At 42.0% G+C, this 23,459-nt stretch carries 24 protein-coding genes; 5 read left to right on the forward strand and 19 right to left on the reverse strand.

From position 1 onward, the window contains the following. Nucleotides 1-108: 108 nt before the first annotated feature. Nucleotides 109-1,257 (forward strand): FAD-dependent monooxygenase, encoded by a 1,149-nt coding sequence (locus ACFSYC_RS18535; protein ID WP_377130372.1) that lies wholly within the window; start codon nucleotides 109-111, stop codon nucleotides 1,255-1,257. 175 nt (nucleotides 1,258-1,432) lie between these two features. Here ACFSYC_RS18535 and ACFSYC_RS18540 read toward each other — a convergent pair whose 3' ends face one another. The 14 genes from ACFSYC_RS18540 to ACFSYC_RS18605 all read right to left on the reverse strand — a co-directional run bounded on the left by ACFSYC_RS18540 (nucleotide 1,433) and on the right by ACFSYC_RS18605 (nucleotide 14,436). Then, nucleotides 1,433-1,726 carry a hypothetical protein gene (locus tag ACFSYC_RS18540; protein ID WP_377130346.1) on the reverse strand — a complete coding sequence of 98 codons (294 nt, stop codon included), beginning with the start codon at nucleotides 1,724-1,726 and terminating at the stop codon, nucleotides 1,433-1,435. Between the two features lie 178 nt (nucleotides 1,727-1,904). Beyond that, on the reverse strand, nucleotides 1,905-2,243 hold the full coding sequence (locus ACFSYC_RS18545; protein WP_377130347.1) for a 2Fe-2S iron-sulfur cluster-binding protein: 339 nt from the start codon (nucleotides 2,241-2,243) through the stop codon (nucleotides 1,905-1,907). After that, nucleotides 2,224-3,225, reverse strand: coding sequence for an NAD(P)/FAD-dependent oxidoreductase (locus tag ACFSYC_RS18550; protein ID WP_377130348.1), 1,002 nt, complete (start codon nucleotides 3,223-3,225; stop codon nucleotides 2,224-2,226). The genes ACFSYC_RS18545 and ACFSYC_RS18550 overlap by 20 nt, the downstream gene beginning before the upstream one ends. A 24-nt stretch (nucleotides 3,226-3,249) precedes the next feature. Then, nucleotides 3,250-3,549: a hypothetical protein gene (locus tag ACFSYC_RS18555; RefSeq protein ID WP_377130349.1), complete on the reverse strand. Its 300-nt coding sequence runs from the start codon at nucleotides 3,547-3,549 to the stop codon at nucleotides 3,250-3,252. Between the two features lie 36 nt (nucleotides 3,550-3,585). Next, on the reverse strand, nucleotides 3,586-4,095 hold the full coding sequence (locus ACFSYC_RS18560) for a hemerythrin domain-containing protein (protein ID WP_377130350.1): 510 nt from the start codon (nucleotides 4,093-4,095) through the stop codon (nucleotides 3,586-3,588). Further along, on the reverse strand, nucleotides 4,076-4,402 hold the full coding sequence (locus ACFSYC_RS18565) for a hypothetical protein (protein WP_377130351.1): 327 nt from the start codon (nucleotides 4,400-4,402) through the stop codon (nucleotides 4,076-4,078). The genes ACFSYC_RS18560 and ACFSYC_RS18565 overlap by 20 nt, the downstream gene beginning before the upstream one ends. A gap of 19 nt (nucleotides 4,403-4,421) precedes the next feature. Beyond that, on the reverse strand, nucleotides 4,422-4,847 hold the full coding sequence (locus ACFSYC_RS18570; RefSeq protein ID WP_377130352.1) for a group III truncated hemoglobin: 426 nt from the start codon (nucleotides 4,845-4,847) through the stop codon (nucleotides 4,422-4,424). Next, the gene (acnA, locus tag ACFSYC_RS18575) at nucleotides 4,837-7,614 is read right to left on the reverse strand and encodes an aconitate hydratase AcnA (RefSeq protein ID WP_377130353.1); all 2,778 of its coding nucleotides are present in this window, start codon (nucleotides 7,612-7,614) and stop codon (nucleotides 4,837-4,839) included. Before acnA ends, ACFSYC_RS18570 begins: the two co-directional genes overlap by 11 nt. 14 nt (nucleotides 7,615-7,628) lie before the next feature. Then, nucleotides 7,629-8,039 (reverse strand): cytochrome C, encoded by a 411-nt coding sequence (locus tag ACFSYC_RS18580; protein WP_377130354.1) that lies wholly within the window; start codon nucleotides 8,037-8,039, stop codon nucleotides 7,629-7,631. A gap of 2 nt (nucleotides 8,040-8,041) precedes the next feature. Then, on the reverse strand, nucleotides 8,042-8,323 hold the full coding sequence (locus ACFSYC_RS18585) for a hypothetical protein (RefSeq protein WP_377130355.1): 282 nt from the start codon (nucleotides 8,321-8,323) through the stop codon (nucleotides 8,042-8,044). 4 nt (nucleotides 8,324-8,327) lie between these two features. Then, nucleotides 8,328-9,338 carry a cbb3-type cytochrome c oxidase subunit II gene (locus ACFSYC_RS18590; RefSeq protein ID WP_377130356.1) on the reverse strand — a complete coding sequence of 337 codons (1,011 nt, stop codon included), beginning with the start codon at nucleotides 9,336-9,338 and terminating at the stop codon, nucleotides 8,328-8,330. Nucleotides 9,339-9,348: 10 nt separating this feature from the next. Further along, complete coding sequence (locus tag ACFSYC_RS18595) at nucleotides 9,349-11,493, reverse strand: cbb3-type cytochrome c oxidase subunit I (protein ID WP_377130357.1); 2,145 nt, start codon at nucleotides 11,491-11,493, stop codon at nucleotides 9,349-9,351. A 261-nt stretch (nucleotides 11,494-11,754) separates the two neighbouring features. Further along, the gene (locus ACFSYC_RS18600; RefSeq protein WP_377130358.1) at nucleotides 11,755-12,240 is read right to left on the reverse strand and encodes a hypothetical protein; all 486 of its coding nucleotides are present in this window, start codon (nucleotides 12,238-12,240) and stop codon (nucleotides 11,755-11,757) included. A 252-nt stretch (nucleotides 12,241-12,492) separates the two neighbouring features. After that, a complete protein-coding gene (locus ACFSYC_RS18605) occupies nucleotides 12,493-14,436 on the reverse strand; it encodes a sigma 54-interacting transcriptional regulator (RefSeq protein WP_377130359.1) in 1,944 nt (647 codons plus the stop codon). Nucleotides 14,437-14,912: 476 nt separating this feature from the next. Between ACFSYC_RS18605 and ACFSYC_RS18610 the strand changes: the two genes are divergently transcribed. The 3 genes from ACFSYC_RS18610 (at nucleotide 14,913) to ACFSYC_RS18620 (ending at nucleotide 17,148) form a co-directional block, all read left to right on the forward strand. Then, a complete protein-coding gene (locus ACFSYC_RS18610) occupies nucleotides 14,913-15,794 on the forward strand; it encodes a helix-turn-helix domain-containing protein (protein ID WP_377130360.1) in 882 nt (293 codons plus the stop codon). 86 nt (nucleotides 15,795-15,880) lie between these two features. Next, nucleotides 15,881-16,888 (forward strand): catalase family peroxidase, encoded by a 1,008-nt coding sequence (locus ACFSYC_RS18615; RefSeq protein ID WP_377130361.1) that lies wholly within the window; start codon nucleotides 15,881-15,883, stop codon nucleotides 16,886-16,888. Nucleotides 16,889-16,902: 14 nt separating this feature from the next. Then, entirely contained in the window at nucleotides 16,903-17,148 is a 246-nt protein-coding gene (locus ACFSYC_RS18620; protein WP_377130362.1) for a hexameric tyrosine-coordinated heme protein, read from the forward strand. Nucleotides 17,149-17,240: 92 nt separating this feature from the next. Here ACFSYC_RS18620 and ACFSYC_RS18625 read toward each other — a convergent pair whose 3' ends face one another. From ACFSYC_RS18625 to hmpA, 5 genes are all read right to left on the reverse strand, one after another. Further along, nucleotides 17,241-17,687: an RrF2 family transcriptional regulator gene (locus ACFSYC_RS18625; protein ID WP_377130363.1), complete on the reverse strand. Its 447-nt coding sequence runs from the start codon at nucleotides 17,685-17,687 to the stop codon at nucleotides 17,241-17,243. Nucleotides 17,688-17,734: 47 nt separating this feature from the next. Then, nucleotides 17,735-18,352 (reverse strand): Crp/Fnr family transcriptional regulator, encoded by a 618-nt coding sequence (locus ACFSYC_RS18630; RefSeq protein WP_377130364.1) that lies wholly within the window; start codon nucleotides 18,350-18,352, stop codon nucleotides 17,735-17,737. A gap of 75 nt (nucleotides 18,353-18,427) precedes the next feature. After that, nucleotides 18,428-19,060, reverse strand: a complete 633-nt coding sequence (locus ACFSYC_RS18635; protein WP_377130365.1) for a TetR/AcrR family transcriptional regulator — start codon at nucleotides 19,058-19,060, stop codon at nucleotides 18,428-18,430. 25 nt (nucleotides 19,061-19,085) lie between these two features. Beyond that, on the reverse strand, nucleotides 19,086-20,099 hold the full coding sequence (locus ACFSYC_RS18640; protein ID WP_377130366.1) for an SLAC1 anion channel family protein: 1,014 nt from the start codon (nucleotides 20,097-20,099) through the stop codon (nucleotides 19,086-19,088). A gap of 4 nt (nucleotides 20,100-20,103) precedes the next feature. Next, nucleotides 20,104-21,318, reverse strand: coding sequence for an NO-inducible flavohemoprotein (gene hmpA, locus ACFSYC_RS18645; protein WP_377130367.1), 1,215 nt, complete (start codon nucleotides 21,316-21,318; stop codon nucleotides 20,104-20,106). A 492-nt stretch (nucleotides 21,319-21,810) separates the two neighbouring features. Between hmpA and ACFSYC_RS18650 the strand changes: the two genes are divergently transcribed. Continuing rightward, nucleotides 21,811-23,382 carry a GMC family oxidoreductase gene (locus tag ACFSYC_RS18650; protein WP_377130368.1) on the forward strand — a complete coding sequence of 524 codons (1,572 nt, stop codon included), beginning with the start codon at nucleotides 21,811-21,813 and terminating at the stop codon, nucleotides 23,380-23,382. The last annotated feature ends 77 nt before the right edge of the window (nucleotides 23,383-23,459 follow it).

Raw genomic sequence — 23,459 nt, forward strand, 5'->3', positions numbered from 1 at the left:
GCTGTGCTGCGATCTGTTATCGATACAACTATTAAATCTGGAAATGATGTCTTTTATGCTCTTTCTTTAATCGCTAACTTAGGTGCTGAATAGTTACGAAAAACTTACATTTTAAAGGCAAAGCAGAATCAACATATCATCCAGTATGAATGCGATTATCTGATCGGCTGTGACGGCATTAAAAGTTCCGTCAGAGAATTTACAGGGATCCCATTCGATGGCGGAGCTTATCAGAATGTTTTTTTCGTCGCTGATACGCATTTGCAAAGTTCAATCGAGGTAGATAAACTTAGTGTCTTTTTAAATAAAGACGGTTTGACTATTTTGTTTCCAATGACAGGAAAGTTCCATTTCCGGATCATGGGCATATTACCAAAAAAGTTTTACAATTTGAAAAATCCGGACAAAGAAGAGCTATTGGCTATTGTTGGAAAAGCCATGAACATTACAGTCAATTTTGCAGACACTACCTGGTTTTCAACATACAGATTGTACCATAAAAAGGCAGCTCGATTCAGAAATGACAATATTTTCCTCTGCGGGGATGCCGCGCATGTTCATAGTCCTGCCGGAGGACAGGGGATGAACACAGGCCTGCAGGATGCGTATAACTTAGCCTGGAAACTTGCGTTTGTAGATCAGGGATATGCCAGCCACGCCTTATTGGATACCTATAACGAAGAACGCGAGCCTGTAGCCCCGCAATTGCTAAAGACCACTGATAGAATGTTTACTTATATGTCTGGTGAGAACTTTGTTTTGGCAATTATCAGGTTCTATATCTTTCCATTGGTAATGGGCATACTGACCTCCTCGGAATTTTTCAGAAAACGAATATTTGCAGCTATTTCACAACTTCAGATCAACTACAAAAAATCATCACTATCAATTGGAAAATCAGGAAATATCAGGGCTGGCTCGCGGCTTCCTTTATTTTACATCTGGCAGAATAACCGCAAAATTTCATCCTATACATTTGTTAACAGCTTTATAAATTCCCCATTCAGGATTATACTATTTAATTTGAAAGCCTCCGGACTTATTTCTTTGCCTTCTAACCTTTTTAAGGTTTTAGAAATTGAACTCAATCCCAATAATATCGCCAGCCTCAAAAATATAGGACTGCCTAAATCCTTTCTCATTCTAGTCAGACCTGATAATTATATAGGGTATTGCGCCAATAAGGTGAAGTTAGCAGAGTTGGATAAGCTAATGAAGTCAGGATATTTCCTATTACCGGTCGGTTCAGCTCAATAAAAAATCATCACCATAAAAATTAATCATCGCGTTACCGGGGAGGTTGGTTTCTGATATGATTAACTGCAGAATTAATTGTTGTTAAATTGACCTATATTAAAATAAGTAATTCGCAATCTGTTGACCAGAATTTGGTTTTCAATTCCGAAAATTCAACCCGCTAACCTGTTAACGGTTAGCAGGTCCACACGTTTGTTACAATCGTTTCACCTATAAATAATCCTTTTTCGCCATCTGCTGATTCTACAGTATGAATATATTTATAACACTTATTTAAACGATCGTAAGCCTGGTCTACTACCCTAATATCTAAAACATCAACTGGGAATTCACAATTGCTTTGTGTGCAAATCATCTGTCTTCCAATCATAAAAAAGTCAACCCCATAACCTTTCGCCTGAAGCGCTATGACCCTGCGGGTGATTGCACCGTTAAATTTGCGCGCGCCATTCTTGTAGATATATTTCATGCTGCTGTTTTGATTAATGATACCTGATAAGGTATCTAAACAGCATGCCAACATATTAAAGTACTTATTATCAATTAATTAAATCTATTTAAATTCTTATTTTTCTGATAAATCGTAACTATAGCGACGGGTAGACGAAATATCGTATTGTGCGACGGTATAGGTCAGGGTTTGGTTCTTACTGATCTCCCTTTAAAATAAAAGTCATGCCGGGAAGTATTTGGCTAAGCCTTAACTGGCAGGAGAGCCTGCTATTCTCTTCTGAGTTTGGCAGCCCGTCTAATGTTTCAAGCTCTTGCTCGCCAGCTGGTATAAGATGGTCAAACCCTTCGGTAACGCCGACATGACAGGTTCCGCAAAGCGCCATACCCCCACAACTGGCCTGTATATCATAGCCGCCAGCTTTCAGGACTTCCATTAAACTGAGGCTGATATCTTTCGGAATATTTACAGAAGAAATACGGCCATCTGCTTCTTGTATATTGATTGTTATCATATTAAAAGGAATTAACACCATGAACCGTGGTGTATTTAAAATTAAGTTTCTGTTCAGGGTGAACGTGTTTGAAAGCGCTCTGCGCCATCAGCGCTGCTTCGTGAAAACCACTCAGTATAAGTTTCAATTTTCCAGGGTAAGTATTGATGTCACCAATAGCGTAAATTCCTTCCCTGCTCGTACTGTAATCAAAGGTATTCACACTTATAGCCTGCTGGTCAATTTGAAGTGCCCAGTCTGCTATTGGGCCTAACTTTGGGCTCAAACCAAATAACGGAATGAGGTAATCCGCATCTATCCGTTGTTCAAGCTGGTCGTGGCCGATCAACGCAATTCCTTCCAGATGATCTTCTCCATAAATACCGAGAATGTTTGATTTCAGTATCAGGTTAATCTTTTTATTCATGGCCAGTTCCAATACTTTATCTGCAGAATCCGGTAAACCCCGGAATGTATCGCCACGGTGAACGAGTGTAACTTTAGCAACAGACGAAAGGAAGATAGTCCAGTCTAGCGCTGCATCTCCCCCACCGGCAAGTACCACCCTTTTATCGCGCAACATTTCCGGGTCACGGATAATATAGTCTACCCCCTTTCCCTCATATTTTTCCAAATTTGAGATGGTCGGCTTTCGCGGTTCGAAACTGCCAAGTCCGCCAGCAATGACCACTACCCGCGAATGAATGATTGTGCCGAGGTTTGAAACCAGAAGAAAGGAATGGTCTGGCAATTGCTCAACACTTTCAACGCGCTCGCCTAACGAGAATGTCGGCTCGAAAGGGGCTGCCTGCTGCATAAGCTTGTCCACCAATTCCATTGCCTTAATCTCGGGATAACCCGGGATGTCATAAATAGGTTTGTGCGGATAAATTTCAGAAAGCTGGCCTCCGATCTGGGGCAGTGCGTCAATAAGATGACAGCGCATTTTAAGCAATCCGGCTTCAAAGGCTGCGAAAAGACCAACGGGTCCAGCACCGATTATACAAATATCTCTTTTAATCATCTCCTTTTATTGCGTTAATATTTCTTATTCACCCCTGATAAGCATACACAGGCTATCCTCTGCTGCCTCAAGAGAATGAATGATATTTACTGGTATCTCGAATTCATCATATATCATCAAAGGAACTTTGCCACCATTTTCCTGGTAGATAACACTTCCCTCTATTACGATTAGTTTAGTTGGCATCGCTGTTTTGTGATCCTGCCAGGTAACACCTTTCTTTAGGCCTACCGCCAGCAAGTTATAATTGCTGCCCGACTTAATAATTTTAGCTACCGGTTTGTCACAGGCAGCCAGCTCTTCTTTTATGGCTCTTAGTATCATGATTTTTTTATTAATTACTTAAGTATTTTTATTCCATTATTCGCTTCCAGTATGCGGCTTATCTTTATGCTGCAACCAGAATTCATCTGGATAATCATCTTTGAATTGAGGCTCGTGCAGTTTGGCAAGTATGTCACGGATGCCGGACAGCAGCGCTTCCGACAATGCAGATTCCAGAAAAGGAAACAGTCGCCGCTCTTCAAATCGTATGTGAGCGGTCAAAAATTCAGTGAAAAAAAGATAATCTTCTTTATGATCAAGACCGGAACTGCTAATTCGCAGGAACAAATCTTTCAGCTGTACATGCTCCATCAACGCTTGTTCGGTCAACTCATGCCGGATCTGATTAAATAGGAGTATCTCTTCTTCCTGAAAATGTTTATTTAAATGCCCTTCCCAAAAATAACGGATGTAGTTATTAAGCCGCTCGAATGATATATCCCTTTTGATCCCTTCTTTAATTTTCCAGCAAAACAGCAGCCCGGAATGATGATCACGGGAAAGGGTCACGACATAAGTGCTTCTTTTAATAGGTGCTTTTTCCATTTGGCTTAACCTCAATTGGTTCGAAACTGAAATATTTGATTGTCGCCTCTTTCGTCAGCAGAATATATCCTTTCAGATCATCGATCACTTTCAGCATATGCTGTTCGTTTGCAGGGATCAGTGTGACGATCCCCGGATCCAATTCCTGTTTGGTATCCGCATAAATAAGAAGTGCGCTCCCCTGCTCGATAACCAGGTAGGCATCTGATGTAGCGATATGGCGGGGCATATTTGTTCCGGCAGCATAAGCTATATCAATCCGCTGGACGTTTGCACTATTTAGAACTTCTGCTATTTTACCATTCATGATCAATCTTTTGATTAGGTTAAAAAATAATTTTGGACTTATCTCTTGCGGAAAAAAGTTTATGTTGAAACATTAAGGACATTACACCAGCTCTTTTTTTTGCATCTTCGGCAACCACACCATTAAAGTGTTTATCAACCGTTAACCCGAACAAATCCACCCACCTTTCAAAATGATCCGCTTTAATCGGTAGCGGTAAGTGTTTCATAAAAGGATTCCCCTTGAAACCAGGTTTACCAAAAAGTGCAGCGTTCCAGAATAAATACATCTTGTCCAGATGCGGTTTCCAGTCACCTCCAATCGCTTCCGCGAAAACGGGGCCGAGCAGCAGGTCTCCCCTTACGCTCGTGTAAAAATCATCTACCAGTATTTTTATAGATGTCTCATCTTTGATATCTGTCATTTTTCCTTGATTATTATCCAAACTCTTTTCATCAGCTTGCAAGAAACTGCCTTAGTACATACTGTAGAATGCCGCCATGCTGATAATAGGCGATCTCGATCAGCGAATCAAGTCGCGCGGTAGCCTGGAATGAAACAGTGATTCCACTTTCATTGACGGCTGTTACCAATATTTCCTTACCGGGATACCATTCTGATTCCAATCCCCGGAACGAGTAGGTTTCATGACCGCTTAGGTTAAGAGTTTGGGCCGTTTCACCAGGCCCGTACTGAAGCGGTAAAATGCCCATGCCAACAAGATTACTTCGGTGGATGCGTTCATAGCTTTCTGCGATAACTACCTTTACACCCAGTAAAAATGTCCCCTTGGCGGCCCAGTCACGCGATGAACCGCTACCATATTCTTTGCCTGCCAAAACAACTAATGGAATATTCCCGGCTTTGTAATGCATAGCGGTATCATAAACAGACATTTCCCTTCCATCAGGAAAGAAGGTAGAATAACCACCATCTTTTTTAGCCAGCCTGTTTTTTATACGCACATTGGCAAAAGTGCCACGGACCATTACCTCGTCGTTTCCGCGCCGCGAGCCATAAGAATTGAAATCCTCTTTTTTTACACCTAAACCGGAAAGATAAATACCTGCCGCAGAGCTTTCGCTGAATGATCCTGCCGGAGAGATATGATCAGTAGTTATGCTGTCTCCCAAATGAAGAAGCACACGGGCATTGATGATATCTTTGATGTCTCCCGGATGTTCAGACAGATTGTTAAAGAAAGGTGCCTCTTTGATGTAACTTGATGAATTATCCCAGACAAAAAGCTTGCTGTCATGGACAGGAAGATTTTGCCATATCGCATTACCTTCATATATTTTGCCGTAATTTTTTGCGAAGTCATCCCTTACCAGCACCGTATCCATCAGATTGTATATTTCTTGATCTTCAGGCCAGATATCCTTAAGATAAACTGGCAGCTGGTTTTGATCAAAATCGATCGGATCTTTATGAAAATCAATATCAATCCTCCCCGCGATCGCATAAGCGACCACCAGCATAGGCGACATGAGGAAATTCATCTGCACCTGCGGATGGATGCGTGCTTCAAAATTACGGTTACCTGAAAGTACTGACGCTACAACAAGATTTTCTTCGTCAATGGCCTGGGCAATGTGTGCCGGCAAAGGACCGGAGTTACCGATACATGAAGTACAGCCGTAGCCGATAACATGGAAATTCAGGGCTTCCAAATCATTGAGAAGACCCGCACGTTTCAAGTAGTCCGTCACCACTCTTGAACCCGGGGCAAGAGAAGTTTTAACCCATGGTTTTACGTCAAGTCCGCGCTCGCGGGCTTTACGTGCGACGAGCCCCGCACCAAGCATTACGTAGGGATTAGATGTATTAGTACAGGATGTTATTGCGGCAATCACTACAGCACCGTCGCTAAGCATAAACTTTTCCCGGCGGGTGCTCAGCCAGACTTCTTTCTGACCGGACCTGTTGCTCACTTCTAATATCGTACCAGGATGACCATTTGAAGGGGATGCGGCAGGCTGGCTGCCTCCCTCTCCTTTCCAGCGGACTATAGGTTCATTTGGTTGGATATACTGGCGCCCGTACGTTTGATCCAGAATTTCTATAAAGCGATCCTTAAAATTTCGAAGCAAAACCTTATCCTGAGGTCGCTTAGGACCGGCAACCGTAGGCTCAACAGTTGATAGATCCATAGTTAAAACACCGGTATATGTTATCTTTTCATTCCCCGTCCGCCAGAGTAAATTTGCTTTACAATATTGTTCAACTAGATTAACCTGGCTTTCCGGACGGTTGCTTTTGCGCATATAATCCAAGGTCTTGTCGTCTATCGGAAAATAGGTTACCGTACATCCAAATTCAGGAGACATATTTCCAATACTTGCCCGGTCAGGTACGGATAATGTGTCCAATCCTTCACCGAAGACCTCGACGAATTTTCCAATGACATTCTGCCTCCTCAAGAGTTCCGTTATGGTGAGTACCAGGTCCGTTCCTGTGCTCCCTAACGGTAATTTGCCAACTAATTCCAAACCGATGACTTCAGGTAAAATGAAATAAACCGGCTGTCCCAGCAGCGCTGCTTCAGCTTCTATACCCCCTACACCCCATCCCATCACACCAATTCCGTTTACCATAGGCGTATGGCTGTCAGTACCTACCAGCGTATCCGGGAACAATAGTCCATTCCTGAGAATTACGCCTTTAGATAGATATTCCAGGTTTACCTGGTGACATATACCCATACCGGGGGGGACTACGTTAAAATTATTAAAAGAACGTTGAGCCCATTTCAGGAATTCGTAGCGTTCACTGTTTCGGATGTACTCTTCTGCAATGTTTTTTTCATAAGCGTACGACGTACCGAAATAGTCCACCTGAACGGAATGGTCGACGACGAGGTCCACAGGCACCAGCGGGTTAATCAGGTCCGGATCCTTTCCTCTGCGCGCCATTTCCGCCCTGAGCGAGGCAATGTCCACCACTGCGGGAACGCCTGTAAAATCCTGCATCAGGACTCTTCCCGGCTTAAAAGGGATTTCTTTGTTTGTACCAACCGTCCCCCAGTTCATCAGTGTGGAAATGTGTTCTTCCGTAACCGAAAAATCGTCCAGATTACGCAGCGCATTTTCCAGCATGATCCGAATAGAAAATGGCAGCCTCGCAATATCATAACCGCTGTCCTGCAAAACAGAAAGGCTATAATAAATGTAAGTACCGGTTTCAGTCTCAAGCGCGGTTCTTATTTTGTATACGTCGTTAGAGTTGCACATGGTATTTTGGCTGTTTAGTATAATTTAATAGCTAAAGAGGTAACCAGGAAGTACAGCGACCAAGCGGCAAACAAGATGATGAGCACAATCATCCACCATGGAATGCTTTGCGGCGTTTCACTGCCATGCAGGGTAAATGTCTTCTGGTCACCTTTTCCGTATGCGTTAATCATCAGCGGCAATATTCCTTCAACGATCTCGTCTTTACGCAGCCCTTCAATGGCTATTGCAGGCCCGTTCCGAACCGTAAAGGGTATCAATTTGATTCCTTCTTTTCCAAGATGATCTTTACTGATCACTTTCAGCGTATGATTACCATCAACCAGTTTTCTGGTATCAAGTTCAAAGGCAACCGGGGCAAGGAATTCGCCGACGGGCTGGCTCTCGTCATCAATAAATAAGGTTACCGTACTCTGATTAGCCATCGTTAATTATTTAATATAATTCTTTTGACATGGTCCTCCCCTGATTCTGAGGGCTTTAAAAGGCACCTTACCGTAGCAAATAAGGTGTACAGGGTTAACCCGACCATGACTGCAACAATCACATAATCTTTTAATCCATCCGGCCCGGCTCCGTGGGTAATACCCTGTAAAAATTTAGGTTGCTGTTTTTTACAGGCATCACAAGCAAAGACACTGGTCGTCCCAGCGAGCAGCGGAATAATCAAAAGGTGTTTAAGGAATTGGCAAAAACGTGGATTTTTCATAAAGTTATTTTTTTAACGAACTGATTATTTTCTGTACTTCGGAAAGTGTTACTTTTTTTGAATTGTTCCCCCAGTTGCTTCGCTCATGGTTCACAATAGCCGTTATCTCTTCCGGCTTCAGGTTATTATTTGTTCCTACTGGCGGCATAACCCCATAGCCTTCACTTACCCTGCCGTTGTATCCTTTCATAATGATGGTTATTTGCACCTCCGCGCTTGCATTAAGTACGACCGGACTGCCTTTTAACGGCGGAAATGCCCCACGAAGCCCTTCACCATTAGCCTGATGACAACTCTGACAATTGTTTGCGTAAAGTGCGGCACCATCAAACTCTGGCTTAGCAGTTCCGGATCTACCAGGGATGCCGGCAGAACCGGCGTCCTTGCCATACAGGAAAACAGGGACTGGTTTTCCATCAGGCAAAGCGGCTTGCCTGAGTGACTTCAGGTAAGCAAGGAGCGCAAGGGCTCTTGGAGTGGCTACGATTTTTCCGGTGATTCCTTTACGGAAATCATCAGGAACATTGACCACCACATCTTCCGGGTAGTTGTATTCTTTGACCTCAAACAACCATTCATAGGAAGGCATTACTGATGCGGCCACAACGGCGCGCGGATTGTATAAATGCAGCAAATGCCATTCGGCACTTGGCTGACGAAGGCCAATGTTCGTCAGGTCAGGACCTGTTCTTTCAGATCCCATCAGATTAGCCGTATTTCGCCAAAGATCTGTTCGGGTATTACGTGCGTAATCAGCGCCGATACTTGGCCGCACTCCCCACATCTTATCCATATCGATGTTGCGTACCTGCTGGGTATGACAAGCCGTACAACCTTCTGCAATAAAAACCCCTTTACCCTCCGCCGCCAGCGCCGTTAAAGGTTTGCTGGACGGAAGCGGCGCATTATTCTGTTGTCCATTATAAGCAGGCATAATCGCCACAAACATGGTCAGCATGATGAAAAAACACAGCGCCAGTACAAATAATCTTTTATGATTGTTATAAATATCCATGGATTGATTCTTAGTTGTTGGAATTTGGGGCTACACGCGCTGTATCTGCTAAATTTTCAAAGATTGCGTTCCTGACATCATCCTCCGTTTTTACGGTTATCATCGTATACATATTCCAGGCAAAGACCAGGTGTGATCCCCACATCAGTGAACCACCGATAGCCCGCCACAGCCAATAAGGTGCCATCATCGAAACACTGTCAATAAACGCTTTGCCTTCCTGCCAGGAAATCCCCCTAAGGGTACCGCCGATCATCAGGGGAATAGAATAAACCAGGATGCCGACAAGCGCCATCCAGAAATGCGCGCCGACCAGGCCCTGCTTTGGCTCCTTACCTGTCAGCCGGGGCACTAAAGTATAGATGCAGGCCCATAGCATAAACGCGATAATACCGTACATGGTGATGTGAGAGTGCGCTACTGTAAAATCTGTAAAATGCCAGACCAGGTTGGTAGCACGGAAAGCTTCTGCGGTTCCCTGGGTAGACCCGGTAAAATAGAACAGGATACCTGTGAGGTAAAACGGAAGGGTATAACTGCGGGCTATCTTATGAAAATTACCTCTGAATGTCATTAAAAAATTGGTAGTTCCGGAGAATACGGGGATCAGCATACCCATACTTCCTACTATGGCAACGGTTTGCAGCCACCAGGGTATCGAACTGAAAATAAAATGATGGGTACCGATCAGGGTGTAAAACAATATTTGCGACCAGAACGCAAGAATGCCTAAGCTGTAAGAATATATGGGCGTATTGAGCTGCTGTGGTAAAAAGTAATAAATCAGTCCAAGATTGAACAGCATAAACCACATGCCGACCGCCTGGTGCATGTAATAACCCTGTATAATAGTTTCGCCAAGTCCGTTCTGCCACCAGGGCACGTAACCCACGATGACGATAACAATGAGAAACATTACAGCGGAAATAATATACCAGTTGGAAATATAGATTTCTTTAGTCTTGCGACGGGCGATGGTCTGTAAGAAATTTATCAGCGTAATAATAATTCCGAGGGCAAATATTGCCATGACCGGCCAGATGTATTCCCTGTACTCACCGCCGCCATTATTAATACCGGAAAGCAGGCACCAGGTTCCGGAGATCACTGCTGCATTCATCAACAGCAGGGTTTGATATCCTTTCCTGATGCTATATATCGCAGCATTGCTGACCGTGCTCACCACATAATATCCCAGCCCGACCATTGCGAGTGAAGACCAGCCCCAAAAAACCATATTGGTATGAACAGGCCTTAAACGCCCGAACGACAACCAGCTCACATGATCTACATCGGGGGAAACAAATTTAATTCCCATATATTCACCAATGGAAGTGCCGGCAACTAACCAGAAAGTAGCAGTACCGAGATACCATAAAATCAAGTTCACCGTCTGCGGGTCAATTTCATGTCGTTTGGCCGCTTTTCTTTTGGGTGCCAGATAACGTGCATTACTTACCTCCCCCACATGAAGGAGCAAACCTTTTTCATCACCCGCGGTACGCTGCCCGGCGAGTTCATTGTTGCTAAGCGAATAATCCAGCGCCTGCTTTCTCTTTATAGCCTCATCGTAGAACGCTTCATCAAGTAATGCTTCAGAAAGGTCATTGGTTTCCCTTCTGATCCGGGAAGTTTTGGTTTTAGATATAATCCTTGCAAGTTTCAGGCAGATTAAACCGATGCCGGCGAGCATTGGAATTAAGACCAATACCAGCATAATAAGTACGCCGGGACTGGAAATTATATTTTCTTTCGCTCCACTATCTTCAGCATTTGCGGACAGGGAAGCGGCTGACATCAGTACGGTAAGCAAGACAGCAATAACCCCACCTTTAAGTTTTTTCGGTTCGTTTTCATCCAAACTTTTCTGGTCCTTCCCTGCCAGCAACTGACCGATCTGGGCACTGTTCAGCTCTCTTAAACTTTTTTTTAAGTGATGATCATTTCTGCTGGAAATTTCTATGACTTCACTCCTTAAATCCAGGGACATCCTCAGCAACCAAAATACCATTGCGATCAAAATAAAAATAAAAATCCCCAGTATAACAAAAGTCACTATCTGGCCATCGGAATATGCGCTGGTATCATCAGCCGGACCGACGGGATTTTGTATGAAAAGAATACTGATAATGGAATTACTTTTAAATACTTGCATTATAATATGGGTAATTATTTGTTTTTATATTTTCAATCAGATTTTGCGCGGAACCATTTTTCACAGGAACCATTCTCCTTATTAAATAACGCTTACCATTTTAAAACTTTGATTGGGGCGAACTCAGACTATTTAAATAGTCCTCAAATTCAGAATTGCCCATCCCTTTTATCAAAGGTAAAACATACCAAGCATAATAAAGGATATTTTTATCCTTTATTATTTTGATTACTTATCAGTGACGGAAAGTATGCAGTTTCATTACAAAACGTTGAGGAGATAATACTTGATTTTCCGCAGAGGATAGTAAAATGACCAGCGTGTTTGTGTTGTATCGCCAGGTCTTCGGAATCTGTAAAAATGCTGATCAGTAATAAACCTGCTTATGATTTTGTAGCTGGATAAACTTCTTGTACGTGTCGGGTTAGCGAAGTAAAATGCTGTGAGTATGATCTGAATAATCAATAATATGACCGGAAAATCCATCCAGCCGTTATCTGCATAATGACCAATAACAAGAATGAAGTCTGCCGCAAAAAAACCTCCTGAAATATCCTGGGCGCGGATTTCCTCCGGCAATAAAATAATCGCTGCCATAAGGCAACGTATCAGAAGTAATAGTTGAAACAGTGACTTTAATTGACTGCTGTCGATCCCATTAATCCAATCCCTTTCGACAGTATTAATCCAAAAACAGGTAAATAAAGTCAAAAGGGCTGCTGAGGAGAGGTTGCGTATTTTTTTCATATACAAGGCTTTAACTTCTACAAACTGATTACATTTAATAATGTAAAGTTCTGCAGGAAAGCCCCCGTCAGCAATGTAAGGGTTACGGTTAATGAGGTATAAATTATGTATTATCCCGCTGGTCCTGAAAATATATGAGGTAAATTAAATATCTTGAAATAGGTAAATCTATTCTTAGAGTAACAGGATCGGCTGCCGGTATCACCCAAAGAATGCCATTCAATCTGGTATCACCTAATAAAATTGCAATAATCAATAATCTTCTTTTTGGATGCCCAATTTTTTTATTTTAGAATGAAGGGTAGTTGGCTGCATATCAAGAATTTCAGCTGCTCCGCCTGCACCGCTTACCCTACCCTTACATTTTCTCAGAACGGCAACGATGTGATCCCTCGAATTTTGTTCATCGCTTTTCAGCAATTCTTCCGATGGTTTAGCATTCAGGGCACTGGAATATAATTTTGGTAAAAATATTTGCTGAAGCACAGGGCCGGAGTTTAGCAGGATACTGCGCTCTATGAGATGTTCCAGTTCCCTGACATTACCCGGCCAGTTATAAGACATCAACTGATCTAAAACCTCGTTACTGATACCGTTTACCTTTCTACCAATCTTGGCAGAAAAATAGGCTATAAAATGGTCGGCAAGCACCGGGATATCTTCTTTGCGTTCTCTCAAAGGCGGTATCAGAATCGGAAAAACGTAAAGCCTGTAATAAAGGTCCAACCGGAACCTGCCTTCTTCCACTTCTTTTTCAAGCACGCGGTTGGTCGCTGCAATTATCCTAACGTTGATCTTTATAGGAGCCTTCCCTCCGATTCGCTCAATTTCCTGTTCCTGTAAAACGCGCAGAAGTTTAACCTGGAGTTCCTGCGGCATTTCACCGATCTCATCTAAAAAAATGGTGCCTTTGTCTGCTAACTCAAATTTGCCTAACCGTCTTTCCAATGCACCGGTAAAAGAACCTTTTTCATGCCCGAAAAGTTCAGATTCAATCAGGTTAGCGGGTAGAGAGGCACAATTGACGATAACAAGCGGCTGCTTGTTTCTTGATGACAATTGATGGATGCTTTTTGCTATTCTTTCTTTGCCAGTACCGCTTTCGCCCAGGATCAGCACGGAAGTATCGAGCGGAGCCACTATAGAAACCATGTCCTGCACAGTCAAAATCTGGTGACTGTTTCCGATGATTTTTTTGTCTGCAACAGGAACATTAGCTGGGACCACGTATGAAAATCCAGTTGATGTTGCCTCCTCAAATGGTGAGGTCTCGAATTTACTGCTCCAGGTATTGTCAAATGCCGGGATCAGGGTTTGATTCGCATAGCTCAGAAAAGTCAGGTGATCGTTGTTGTAACCCTCATCTTTCCTGCTGTAAAATGAAACCGCATAAATATTTCCGTCTGTTGCGAGAACGGGTAATTTTAATCCTGAATGGAGATCAAATGTTTTAGCCACGAGCTTTCGCAGTCGGTTGGATTGGTTATCACGATGAAAATCGATCCCATTCGCATATTCCAATTTAGTAACAGCCCCGGAATCAGGATGAAGAACTTTCATTTCCTCATTGGTTATCCGGGCTATGTTCAAAAACTCTATTGTCCCTATCTGTTGGTATTCATTAAATCCTATCCGGAGAAATGTAGTGTAAACTTTTCGGTTCTGTGCAGGGGATATCTTGGTAATGGTGATATAATCAAATGGAACATATTGCTGAAGACTGCTGATCACCCGTAAAAACTTCTGATCTTGGTCTCCTGTGTCGCTGATGATTTCCCGGACGGTATTTTCGAACGCTTTTTGATTACGTATTTTTGATTCCAAGCTGTTTTGGTGCCTGTAAAATGCTACTTCGAGCGTAATAAGCAGCTCATTCTGCCGGAATGGCTTGACAAGAAAACCATATGGCTGGGTGGCTTTAGCTTTATCAAGAATGCCAGAATCGAAATTGGCGGATAAGTATACGAATGCTATATTCCGTTCAGTGAGAATATGTGCCAGATCAATCCCTGTTTTGCTGCCTTTCAGATAAATATCCAGTAAAACTAATTCAGGCTTATGTGCTGAGACAAGTTCCAGAGCCTCCGGTACAGAACTTGCCATACCGCAAACCTGATATCCTGCTTTGGTCAGAATTAATTTAAGATCCAAGGCGATCATTGATTCGTCTTCAACAATTAATATTTTCCTTTGCATCAGTTTTCCTGTTATGAATTATTTCCTGTTTGGAGGCATGCTAAATGCCTTGCTATACTTATTTGAAATTCAATGGACATAAACGATAATAAGCTGATCATACCCTTACTGGATCAGAAAATTTCACCCACCATACCTTTCGCAAATAAAAATAGCAATTATTTCTCCTTCCATTCCAGCTAATTATTGCCACTGGCTTTCTTAAAATATTTATAAGATGCTGTATAGTTCAGATTTGCCTGCTAAACTATCTTAAGTCAAAAGTAAAGGCAATGTACCGCTTACGGTTATAGATGTACCGATTATTTATTGGCTGATGTTAATAATTACGAAATATCGTCTCTGAGATTGCCAGAATTCGGAAATATCGTATAATAAAATATATAAAAAATATCAACTTACTGTTTAACAATAAGTTACCCTTAAAGGCACAATATTGGTTAATTGGCAATTGTATTTATCACTAAGTATTTGCTATGAAACTATTCTCTGCTCAGCCAAATTATTTCGGACCTGAAAATGATCTGTTCGACTTCAATGTAGATAAATTTGACATAGGCGAATTTGATTTAAAAACTATAAACAACAGTAGTTTTCCTGCAGGACAGTATCAATATGTATTGTTATATAACGGCTCCGCAACACTTTGCAACGGTCAGGAAAATATAACCATTAAACCGGGGCAACTCGTACTTCTCAGGTCCGGGAAGAAATGTAAAATACATTTAAGCCCAAAGTCAAATGGCTGCGTGATTACATTTTCAACTATTTTTTTAGAGAGGGTTGACCGGAATGAAAGTTTTGGGGGGCTAAATATATCCCGTTTCTTAAACGCCGCCCAGGAGACAGCATCCACAGAGTTAACCGGTGACATAATGACTTTCGCCGATCTCCTGCTTAAAGAATTTACTGATCAGAGTTCTTGCAAATGCGAATTACTATATCGCTATTTCAGGATCTTTCTCATCCATGTTTCAAGTAAACTGCACACACATTTACAAACGGAGCGACGACCCAGAAACCTGGAAATCATAAATAATTTCAAATTTCTGGTTGAAGAAAATTTCAAAACAAAAAAAATGGTTGCTGAATATGCAGAAGCCATGTCAGTAACGCCAAATTACCTGAATGAAGTGGTGAAAAAGTGCACAGGTTATTCTGCTGGTCACCATATCCGGCAGCGAATTGCTAAAGAGGCCCAATGGCAGGCAATGAATTCAAACAGCTGCATGAAGGGCATTGCTTATGACCTTGGTTTTTATGACCTGGCTCATTTCAGCAAATTTTTTAAGAACACGACGGGTGTGAACTTCTCACAATTTAAAAGCCAGGATAGTATGCTTCAAACAGTTGCCTGAGAGCAGTGTACCTGAAACGGGCATAATCCCCAGTGGAATCTATTTAAATACATCTTACAACACTAATATTAACCAAAAAAAAAGTCATGTTAAAAAATCAACAAATCAACAAAGGCCTTCTTTCATGGAAATCGGTAATTTCGATTTACCTGAGTATCACATGTTGCTCCGCTTTGGCCCAGGAGAAGAAAACCGTAGCAAAACCGGCTGAAATGGTAGGTGCATTATATGCTGCTTTTGGAAACAATCATTCCCGCGCCGTACACGCCAAGGGAATAATTTTACAGGGGGATTTTCAGCCTACTGCTGAAGCCAAAAAAATCTGTATGGCTTTTCAATATCAGAAGCAAACACCTGTTACAATCCGTTTTTCAGACTTTACGGGAATTCCAAATATCGCCGATACAACCGGCTTATCCAATCCGCGGGGATTTGCCATGAAATTTCACGGAGATGGCGGTATAACCTCTGACATGATTATGCATAGTTTCAATGGTTTTCCGGTTGGTAATACAGACGATTTTGTTGAACTGCTGACTGACATTTCAAAAAGCGGCCCTGATGCTCCTCATCCAAATCTACTGGAACAATTTTTCGGCACCCATCCTATAGCAAAAACTTTCCTCACGAGCCAGAAACCGCCTACAACTAGTTATGCTACGTTATCATTCTTCGGAGTAAACTCCTTTAAGTTAACCAATGCCAAAGGCGTTTCAAAATATGTTCGCTATCAGCTTATCCCTGTTGCAGGCGAACATTTTCTGACCCCTGAAGAACTGAAAATGTCAGGACCTGATTATCTGTCGGCAGAAATAAAAGACCGCATCAACAAGGGACAAATACAGTTTAAACTATATGCACAGTTATCAGCGGGTGATGACAAAATTAGAGACCCGTCAATCGCCTGGCCGGATACCCGCCAAAGAATTATGCTGGGAACCCTGACCATTAAAAAACTTTCGGAAAATACCGTGCAGGAAGATAAAAGTTTAAAATTTAATCCAAACAACCTTTCACCGGGTGTAACCATAGCTGATCAGATGCTGGACGACCGGGCAAGAGCTTATCCGATTTCAGTTAAAAACCGACAATAATAAAAACAAAATATATGAGCGATCAAATTCAACTAATTCCCGGTAATTCATTAATTACCGCAACCCCTGAGGAGGGACGAATGCTGGCTGTTAAAATGTCAAGGCTGGTTATTAAGATCACCCAGCCTGACACCGAGATCCGTGAAAAACTCCGCCCGGTTTATGCCTCGGACGCTGCCATGCTGATTGCCATTGGTCAAACAGTAGCAATTGAATTCGCTACGATTGCGGCAGCCAACAATTATTGGAAAGATAAGTAAAATCAAATCAGTTTTGAAACCCGGGAAACCGGGTTTTTTTTGCAAGAATTTTTCTGTGACATGCAAATTTTCCTGACAGAAGGATTGCAAGGTCAGATATTATTGCGTTTTAATGATAATAATCCGGTTAATAACTCCTGATTAAAATTTCCGATCGTTGTAGTTTTTAAAAGATCAGAGATCTTGTTCCTGATTACCGCAAATTCTTCATGAAGCGGGCATGGGTTGATTTCCGAGCAATGTTTTAGACCAAGTGCGCAACCGACAAAAAGATCATTACCATCAAACGTTTCTACAATTTCGCTTATGGGCTTGTTAAGTGCATCAACATCTATAAAAAAACCACCGTTAGGCCCTTTAAAAGAACTGATAATACCGGCGCGTGACAAGGCCTGAAGAATTTTAGCTAGATATAATTCAGCGGTATCAATTCCTGCCGCAACATCTTTCAGGCTGACCCGTCCGCCTTCGGATGTCTTATAAGCTATAAAGAAAACAGCACGTATCGCATATTCGCAGGTTTTAGAAAAAATAGCCATAATTACAAATGTAAGATAATCCGGTAATTTGTTTCGTGGTTTCGTTATTAAGCACTCCTTATCGCGGATTTCCGTATCCTGCTTAACGACTGGGGCGCTATTCCAAGGTAGGTCGCAATATAATAGCTCGAAAACATATTGAATAAATATGGTTCGTTATGCAGCATTTGAATATAACGTTCAGAAGCTGACATCGTCAGTAACGACCGGGTGCGGTTAAAAACCAGAATAAAAATCTTTTCATTCAGAATTCTGATCCAGTTTTCAAAAGCGTAAGAAACTTTCAGCATAAGATTCAAATCCTCTTTTGACAATTGCACTGCGGTAACTTCGGTGAGGGTTTTAATAGAAATTGACGATGGATCCGATACCAGGAAACTTTTATAATCCACTGCAAAGACGTTCTCAATATGATTATTACCGCCATTAAAATGGAAAAACCACGTGTTTGATCTTCCGGCAGAATCTGTCAGATACGATATCGCCTGGCCTGATTGTATAAAGTAAACATATTTACAGACACGTCCCTGACTCAGTAAAAAACTGTTTTTAGGAACAGTGATGATTTTGGAACGATCCCTGATTAATTGTATCGTCTCGGGACCAAGCATATACTGGTTATACAGGTAATCTTCAAAATTTTTAAACTTCTCGTGTTCATGCATAATTTGTAGCTTTATTGAGCTCTTTTTAATATTCCACCAGGAAAAGAGTTTTTACGATCAAAGTTCATTTGTTTACTATGCCCGGTAAATAAATTCGGTTTGATTATCCTTCATCATTTTCAACAGCACCATTTTAACCCGTTGGCCAGAATAAAAGGTCCGGTGCGGATCTATCGTATCGGAAATCATGCGATCTACCGGTGAGCCCATACCCATTACCGGCATCGTACTGATTACAGACTGGAAGACTATTGGCCTTTCAATATCGGTGATGTAATATTCATTTACAGCAATGTCTACAAGCGTTACAAGGGTTTGCAGCGTATTTTTTATCGATTGATCAATCTGATCCCTGACTACAGAATATGGCCAGAAAGATATTTCTCTCTGCATCAGACATAAAAAAGCGGTATTTTTAAATGTCATAGCGTAGATATTTGAAAATATCATTAAACGTTCCGGAGAATCACTTTTAAGTCCGGGTACACCGGCCAGCAATATGCGGAGACGGTTTAGCCGGATATGAAAAATTTCCATATAAAGCAATCTTTTAGTTTTAAAGTAACCTCTTAATATCCGGTGATTTATACCAGTGGCTTCAGCAACTTTGTCCATAGATGTCTCCTCATACCCATGAAGTGCAAAAAGCACTTCAGCCTTTTGCAAAACACTTTCTCTGACATCATTTTCTAATAAAACCGAGACCATCCTGTAATACTCCTTTCTTTAATTTTTAAATACAATTCTGAGTCAGTTTAACGGATATCATCCCGTCTGGCTTATCAATAAATAATGACCCGGAAACAAGTCCGCTTATGGTCATGATTAACATATAAGTAATCAGCAGCGTAAGACTGGTCAGCAGGCCCAAAGCAATAACTTCAGGCAAGATCGTAGGATGAAAAGCCGCATATTTCAGCGAACAATTCGTCAAGGCGGCGACAGGGAATGACAATGACCACCAGGTGTGAATAAAGCCCCGCTGACTGTTAAAAATCTTTATTAAAAATACAAGGAACAGAAATAAGGCCGTGTAGAAAAGCATGACCGCAAATACGTCAGTTCTATCGATTATTTTAATATAGGCGAGAAAGCCTACAGCAAATGGGCTCATGAGTACCATCAGTGTCGGTTGAGCCGACAAAGGCAGCGCATCATGTAAAACTATTCTGGAAATGATAATGGTAAAAAACACAATGGTTAATATACTCCCTACAGAAAAAGAAAAAAGAATAATTTCATCTGCCACTCCGGTATGCCTGACGGCTGCTGTAACAGCTATATTAAGTACGCCAACTACCGGTAAAATCAGTACAGGGGATATATCAAGTTGCTGCCTGCCCCTGCTTATCAGGCTATAGAAGGTATAGCCTGTCAGTGCAAGCATTAAAACTGTGCCTGAACACCACATAAAATATCCAATCTGAAAATGCGATCTGACAACAGTTGACATTAACAATACAGCAATAGGAATGGTCGCGTAAAAGCTGCCTTTCGAAGGGTGCAAAAATTCATCTCTGACTGATTTCGGGAAACGAAAAACTTTGACCAGGAAAATTCCAGCTATCAAAATAAAAGCAGTTACTGCTATAAAAGTTACAAGATCACCCGCAAAGGTGCTTAACCCGAAAAGAGTCTCAGCCAGGCGAAATGCCCTGCTGAGACCTGCTAAACCCATTACGGACCCAAAAATGCTTACTGGAAATACTTCCGGAAGAGATTTGATTTCAGGACCAGTTCTGGTCATTTTTTTAATTAAGATTAAGCGTCTGTGGTCCGAATTCCTCAAAATGAATTAATTCCTTTTTTACCCCCATCAGCAATAGTTGTCTGTAATGAGTTTCAATAAATCCGGCCGGACCACATATGTAGTATTCAGTCTGCGGCGTAATTAAATCACTATCAATCACGTTCAGATCAACCCAGCCTTCGTATTCGTTTTTAGTGATCCTTTCGCCGTCCAGGTCAGCATAAAAAATATGCTTTTTAATGTCATCATTTTGACCTGTCCAATTTTCAATGACCTCTTTGAAAGCATGCACATTTTTATCACGGCAACCGTGTATCCACGTCCGGGGCCTTTTGCTTCCGATCCTGACGAGACTTTCCATCATACTCATTAAAGGCGTTTGTCCAACGCCCCCGCTGATAAAAACCACCGGATTATCCTTGTCAGGACTGAAAGAGAAGTTGCCGGCAGGGGCTGATACTTCAATGATATCACCGACACCTACATAGTTGTGCAGCCGGTTGCTGATCATGCCATCAGGCGTTAAACTTGAAGCGGTTTCTTTTTTTACCGAAATTCTGTAAAACTCACCGTTTGGAGCACTCGAAATACTGTATTGCCTTGGCTGTAGTAAATTAAGTTCCGGCAAAAACAAACGCACACTCAAAAATTGACCGGGAAGGAAATCGGCAACCATTCCACCGTGCGACGGATACAGGTAAAAAGAAGTAATCTCTGTTGATTCAACGACCTTTTCTTTAATTACAAATGGCCGCCAGCCTGACCATCCACCTTTTTTGCTGATCTGCTGAACATAGAGGTGGTTCTCGTGTCCGGTCATGATAGCCGCTAATTGATTATAAGCGGTCGTCCAAGCCTCCAGAAGTTCTGCTGAAGCCGCATCCCCTAAAACTTCCTTTATGGAGGCGATGAGATGTTCCCCCACGATCAGATAATGTTCAGGCCTGATGTCGAGACTGATGTGTTTCTGTCCTATACCATCTAAAACAGGCATCAGCACAGCCGGATTCTCTATATGCTCCGCATATGCCAAAACAGCCATCGCCAACGCTGTCTGTTGTTTGTTATTTTCCTGATTACCCATATTGAATACATTTTTAAGCTCCGGGTTACCCTCAAACATTCGTTTATAGAAATGCGTCGTTAACAGAACACCATGCTGCCGAAGCACCGGCACTGTTCCTTTTACTAATTCCATTTGATCTTTAGTCATCATTTTCTTATACCTTAAAAGTTAATAAAAATTCATTTGCAGCAGTCCCTCCTGCTTCCGGACAAATTTATATCTTAACTTTCATAATAAAGGATATTCGTATCCTTTATTATTTTTATGTCCTTTTCATGACTCCTTTTTAATGTCAACGATTGTCCTGTTTGATAAATTCCAAGGCTCCATTATTAATTACCCGTATACCAAAAATATGCCTGCTTCTTTAAATATCTGATTAATAGGATATTAAATATTATGAGACGCAGCAGATATTACGAAATATCCTATAACTGGAATATATATGACGGTATTAAGTAACCTGAAACCCCAAAGTTATTGCGGACCGTTAAATGGAATAGTTTTGAGACGGATCAGATAAGCACTCAATGATATCACTATGGGTAAAGTATTAACAAATGTGAATGCACAGAAATATCAAAATCTGGAAATTTGATATCAGATAGTAAATACCTATTAAATCCATATTAATATTTAGTTATGAAGCATAATCAAGAAAATAAATCAGGGAGCAATGAAACCAAACTAAAAAAAGAGTACGATTTTATCATTATCGGCGCTGGTTCTGCAGGTTGCGTACTAACCAGGAGACTGATTGATTCGGGGAAAGGCAAAGTTTTACTGATAGAAGCGGGCGGAGATCACAATGAGGCGGATACTGTTACAGACCCATTGCTGTGGCTGAATAATATCGGAGCATTGAACGATTACCTCTACCAATATGCGCCCTCACCTGTGTTGAACAACCGGACAATTTATGCTCCGAGAGGTAAACAGCTGGGGGGATCAGGCAGTATTAACGCATTAGTTTGGGCCAGGGGAAACCAGAGGGATTATGACATCTGGGCGAACGCCGGTAACGAAGGGTGGGACTACAATTCGGTGTTGCCATTATTTAAAAAAATCGAGGATTGGGAAGGTGGCGAAAGCTCTTTCCATGGCGCTAACGGTCCGATCCACGTAGAAACAGCCAGAAATATGCACCCTGTTGGAAATGCGCTGATAGAGGCTGCGGTATCTTACGGATTACCCTATCTTCCGGACACTAACGGACCTGATCCGGAAGGTGCCGGCCCCATGAGCCTGAATACATTGGACGGTAAAAGATGCAGCCCGTTTACAGGATATCTTAAACCTGTGATTGATCATCAGCTGCTGACGGTGATAACTGATGCACGGGTGGTAAACCTGGTTCTTGAGGGTTCAAACTGCGTTGGCGTTGAATTATTTTATGAAGGAAATAAGCTTACCATAAAAGCGACTAAGGAGGTTGTACTCTCGGCAGGCACTTTTGAAACGCCGAGACTTTTAATGCTTTCAGGTATAGGTCCACGGAAGGAATTACAAAAATTGGGGATTGAAGTCAAAACAGATCTTCCTGGCGTTGGAAAAAACCTTCAGGATCATCCGCTGATCGCAAGTGTCTGCTTTGAAGCAAATGAATCCATGGGTGCCCCTACTCACAATCTGCTGGGAAGCGCAGTTTACGCCCGCAGTTCTAAAAGCAAGCTACAGCCGGATCTGATGATCATTCCCGCTCAGGCGGCCCTTGTAAGCCCGGAAATCGGTTTACAATATACAGTTCCACAACAAGCCTTCAGTTTGCTACCGACATTAGTAAAAGTGAAAAGCAGAGGTTTTCTGACAATGACATCATCCGAATTTAATGCGCCTCTTATTATTCAGCCAAATTTATTAAGCGACGATCAGGATATGCAGGCGATGATCGCGGCAGTTGAACTTTGTCTCGACCTCGCTGCTGAACCGGCCTTAAAAAAACTGATTAAAAGCAATATCGTTCCGCAAAGTTTCAGCAGCTCCAACGAACTGGTTGAGTTTATCCGGAACTCATGCCAGACGTATTTTCACCCGGTAGGTACCTGCGCCATGGGACATGGTACAGACGCGGTGGTAGATAGTCAGTTAAGAGTACATGGAATAAGCGGATTGCGAATTGCAGATGCTTCTGTAATGCCTGAAATCACATCATGTAATACCAATGCACCAACAATAATGATAGCCGAATTCGCAGCAAAATTAATATTGAAATAACTAATTCCTGTAATTTTTTTTAAAGACCGATTGCCACAATTCGGTCTTTATTTTTATTTCTAAATTTCCACCGCAAT

Source organism: Mucilaginibacter antarcticus (assembly GCF_042686155.1).
GTDB classification, from domain to species: Bacteria; Bacteroidota; Bacteroidia; order Sphingobacteriales; family Sphingobacteriaceae; genus Mucilaginibacter; species Mucilaginibacter antarcticus.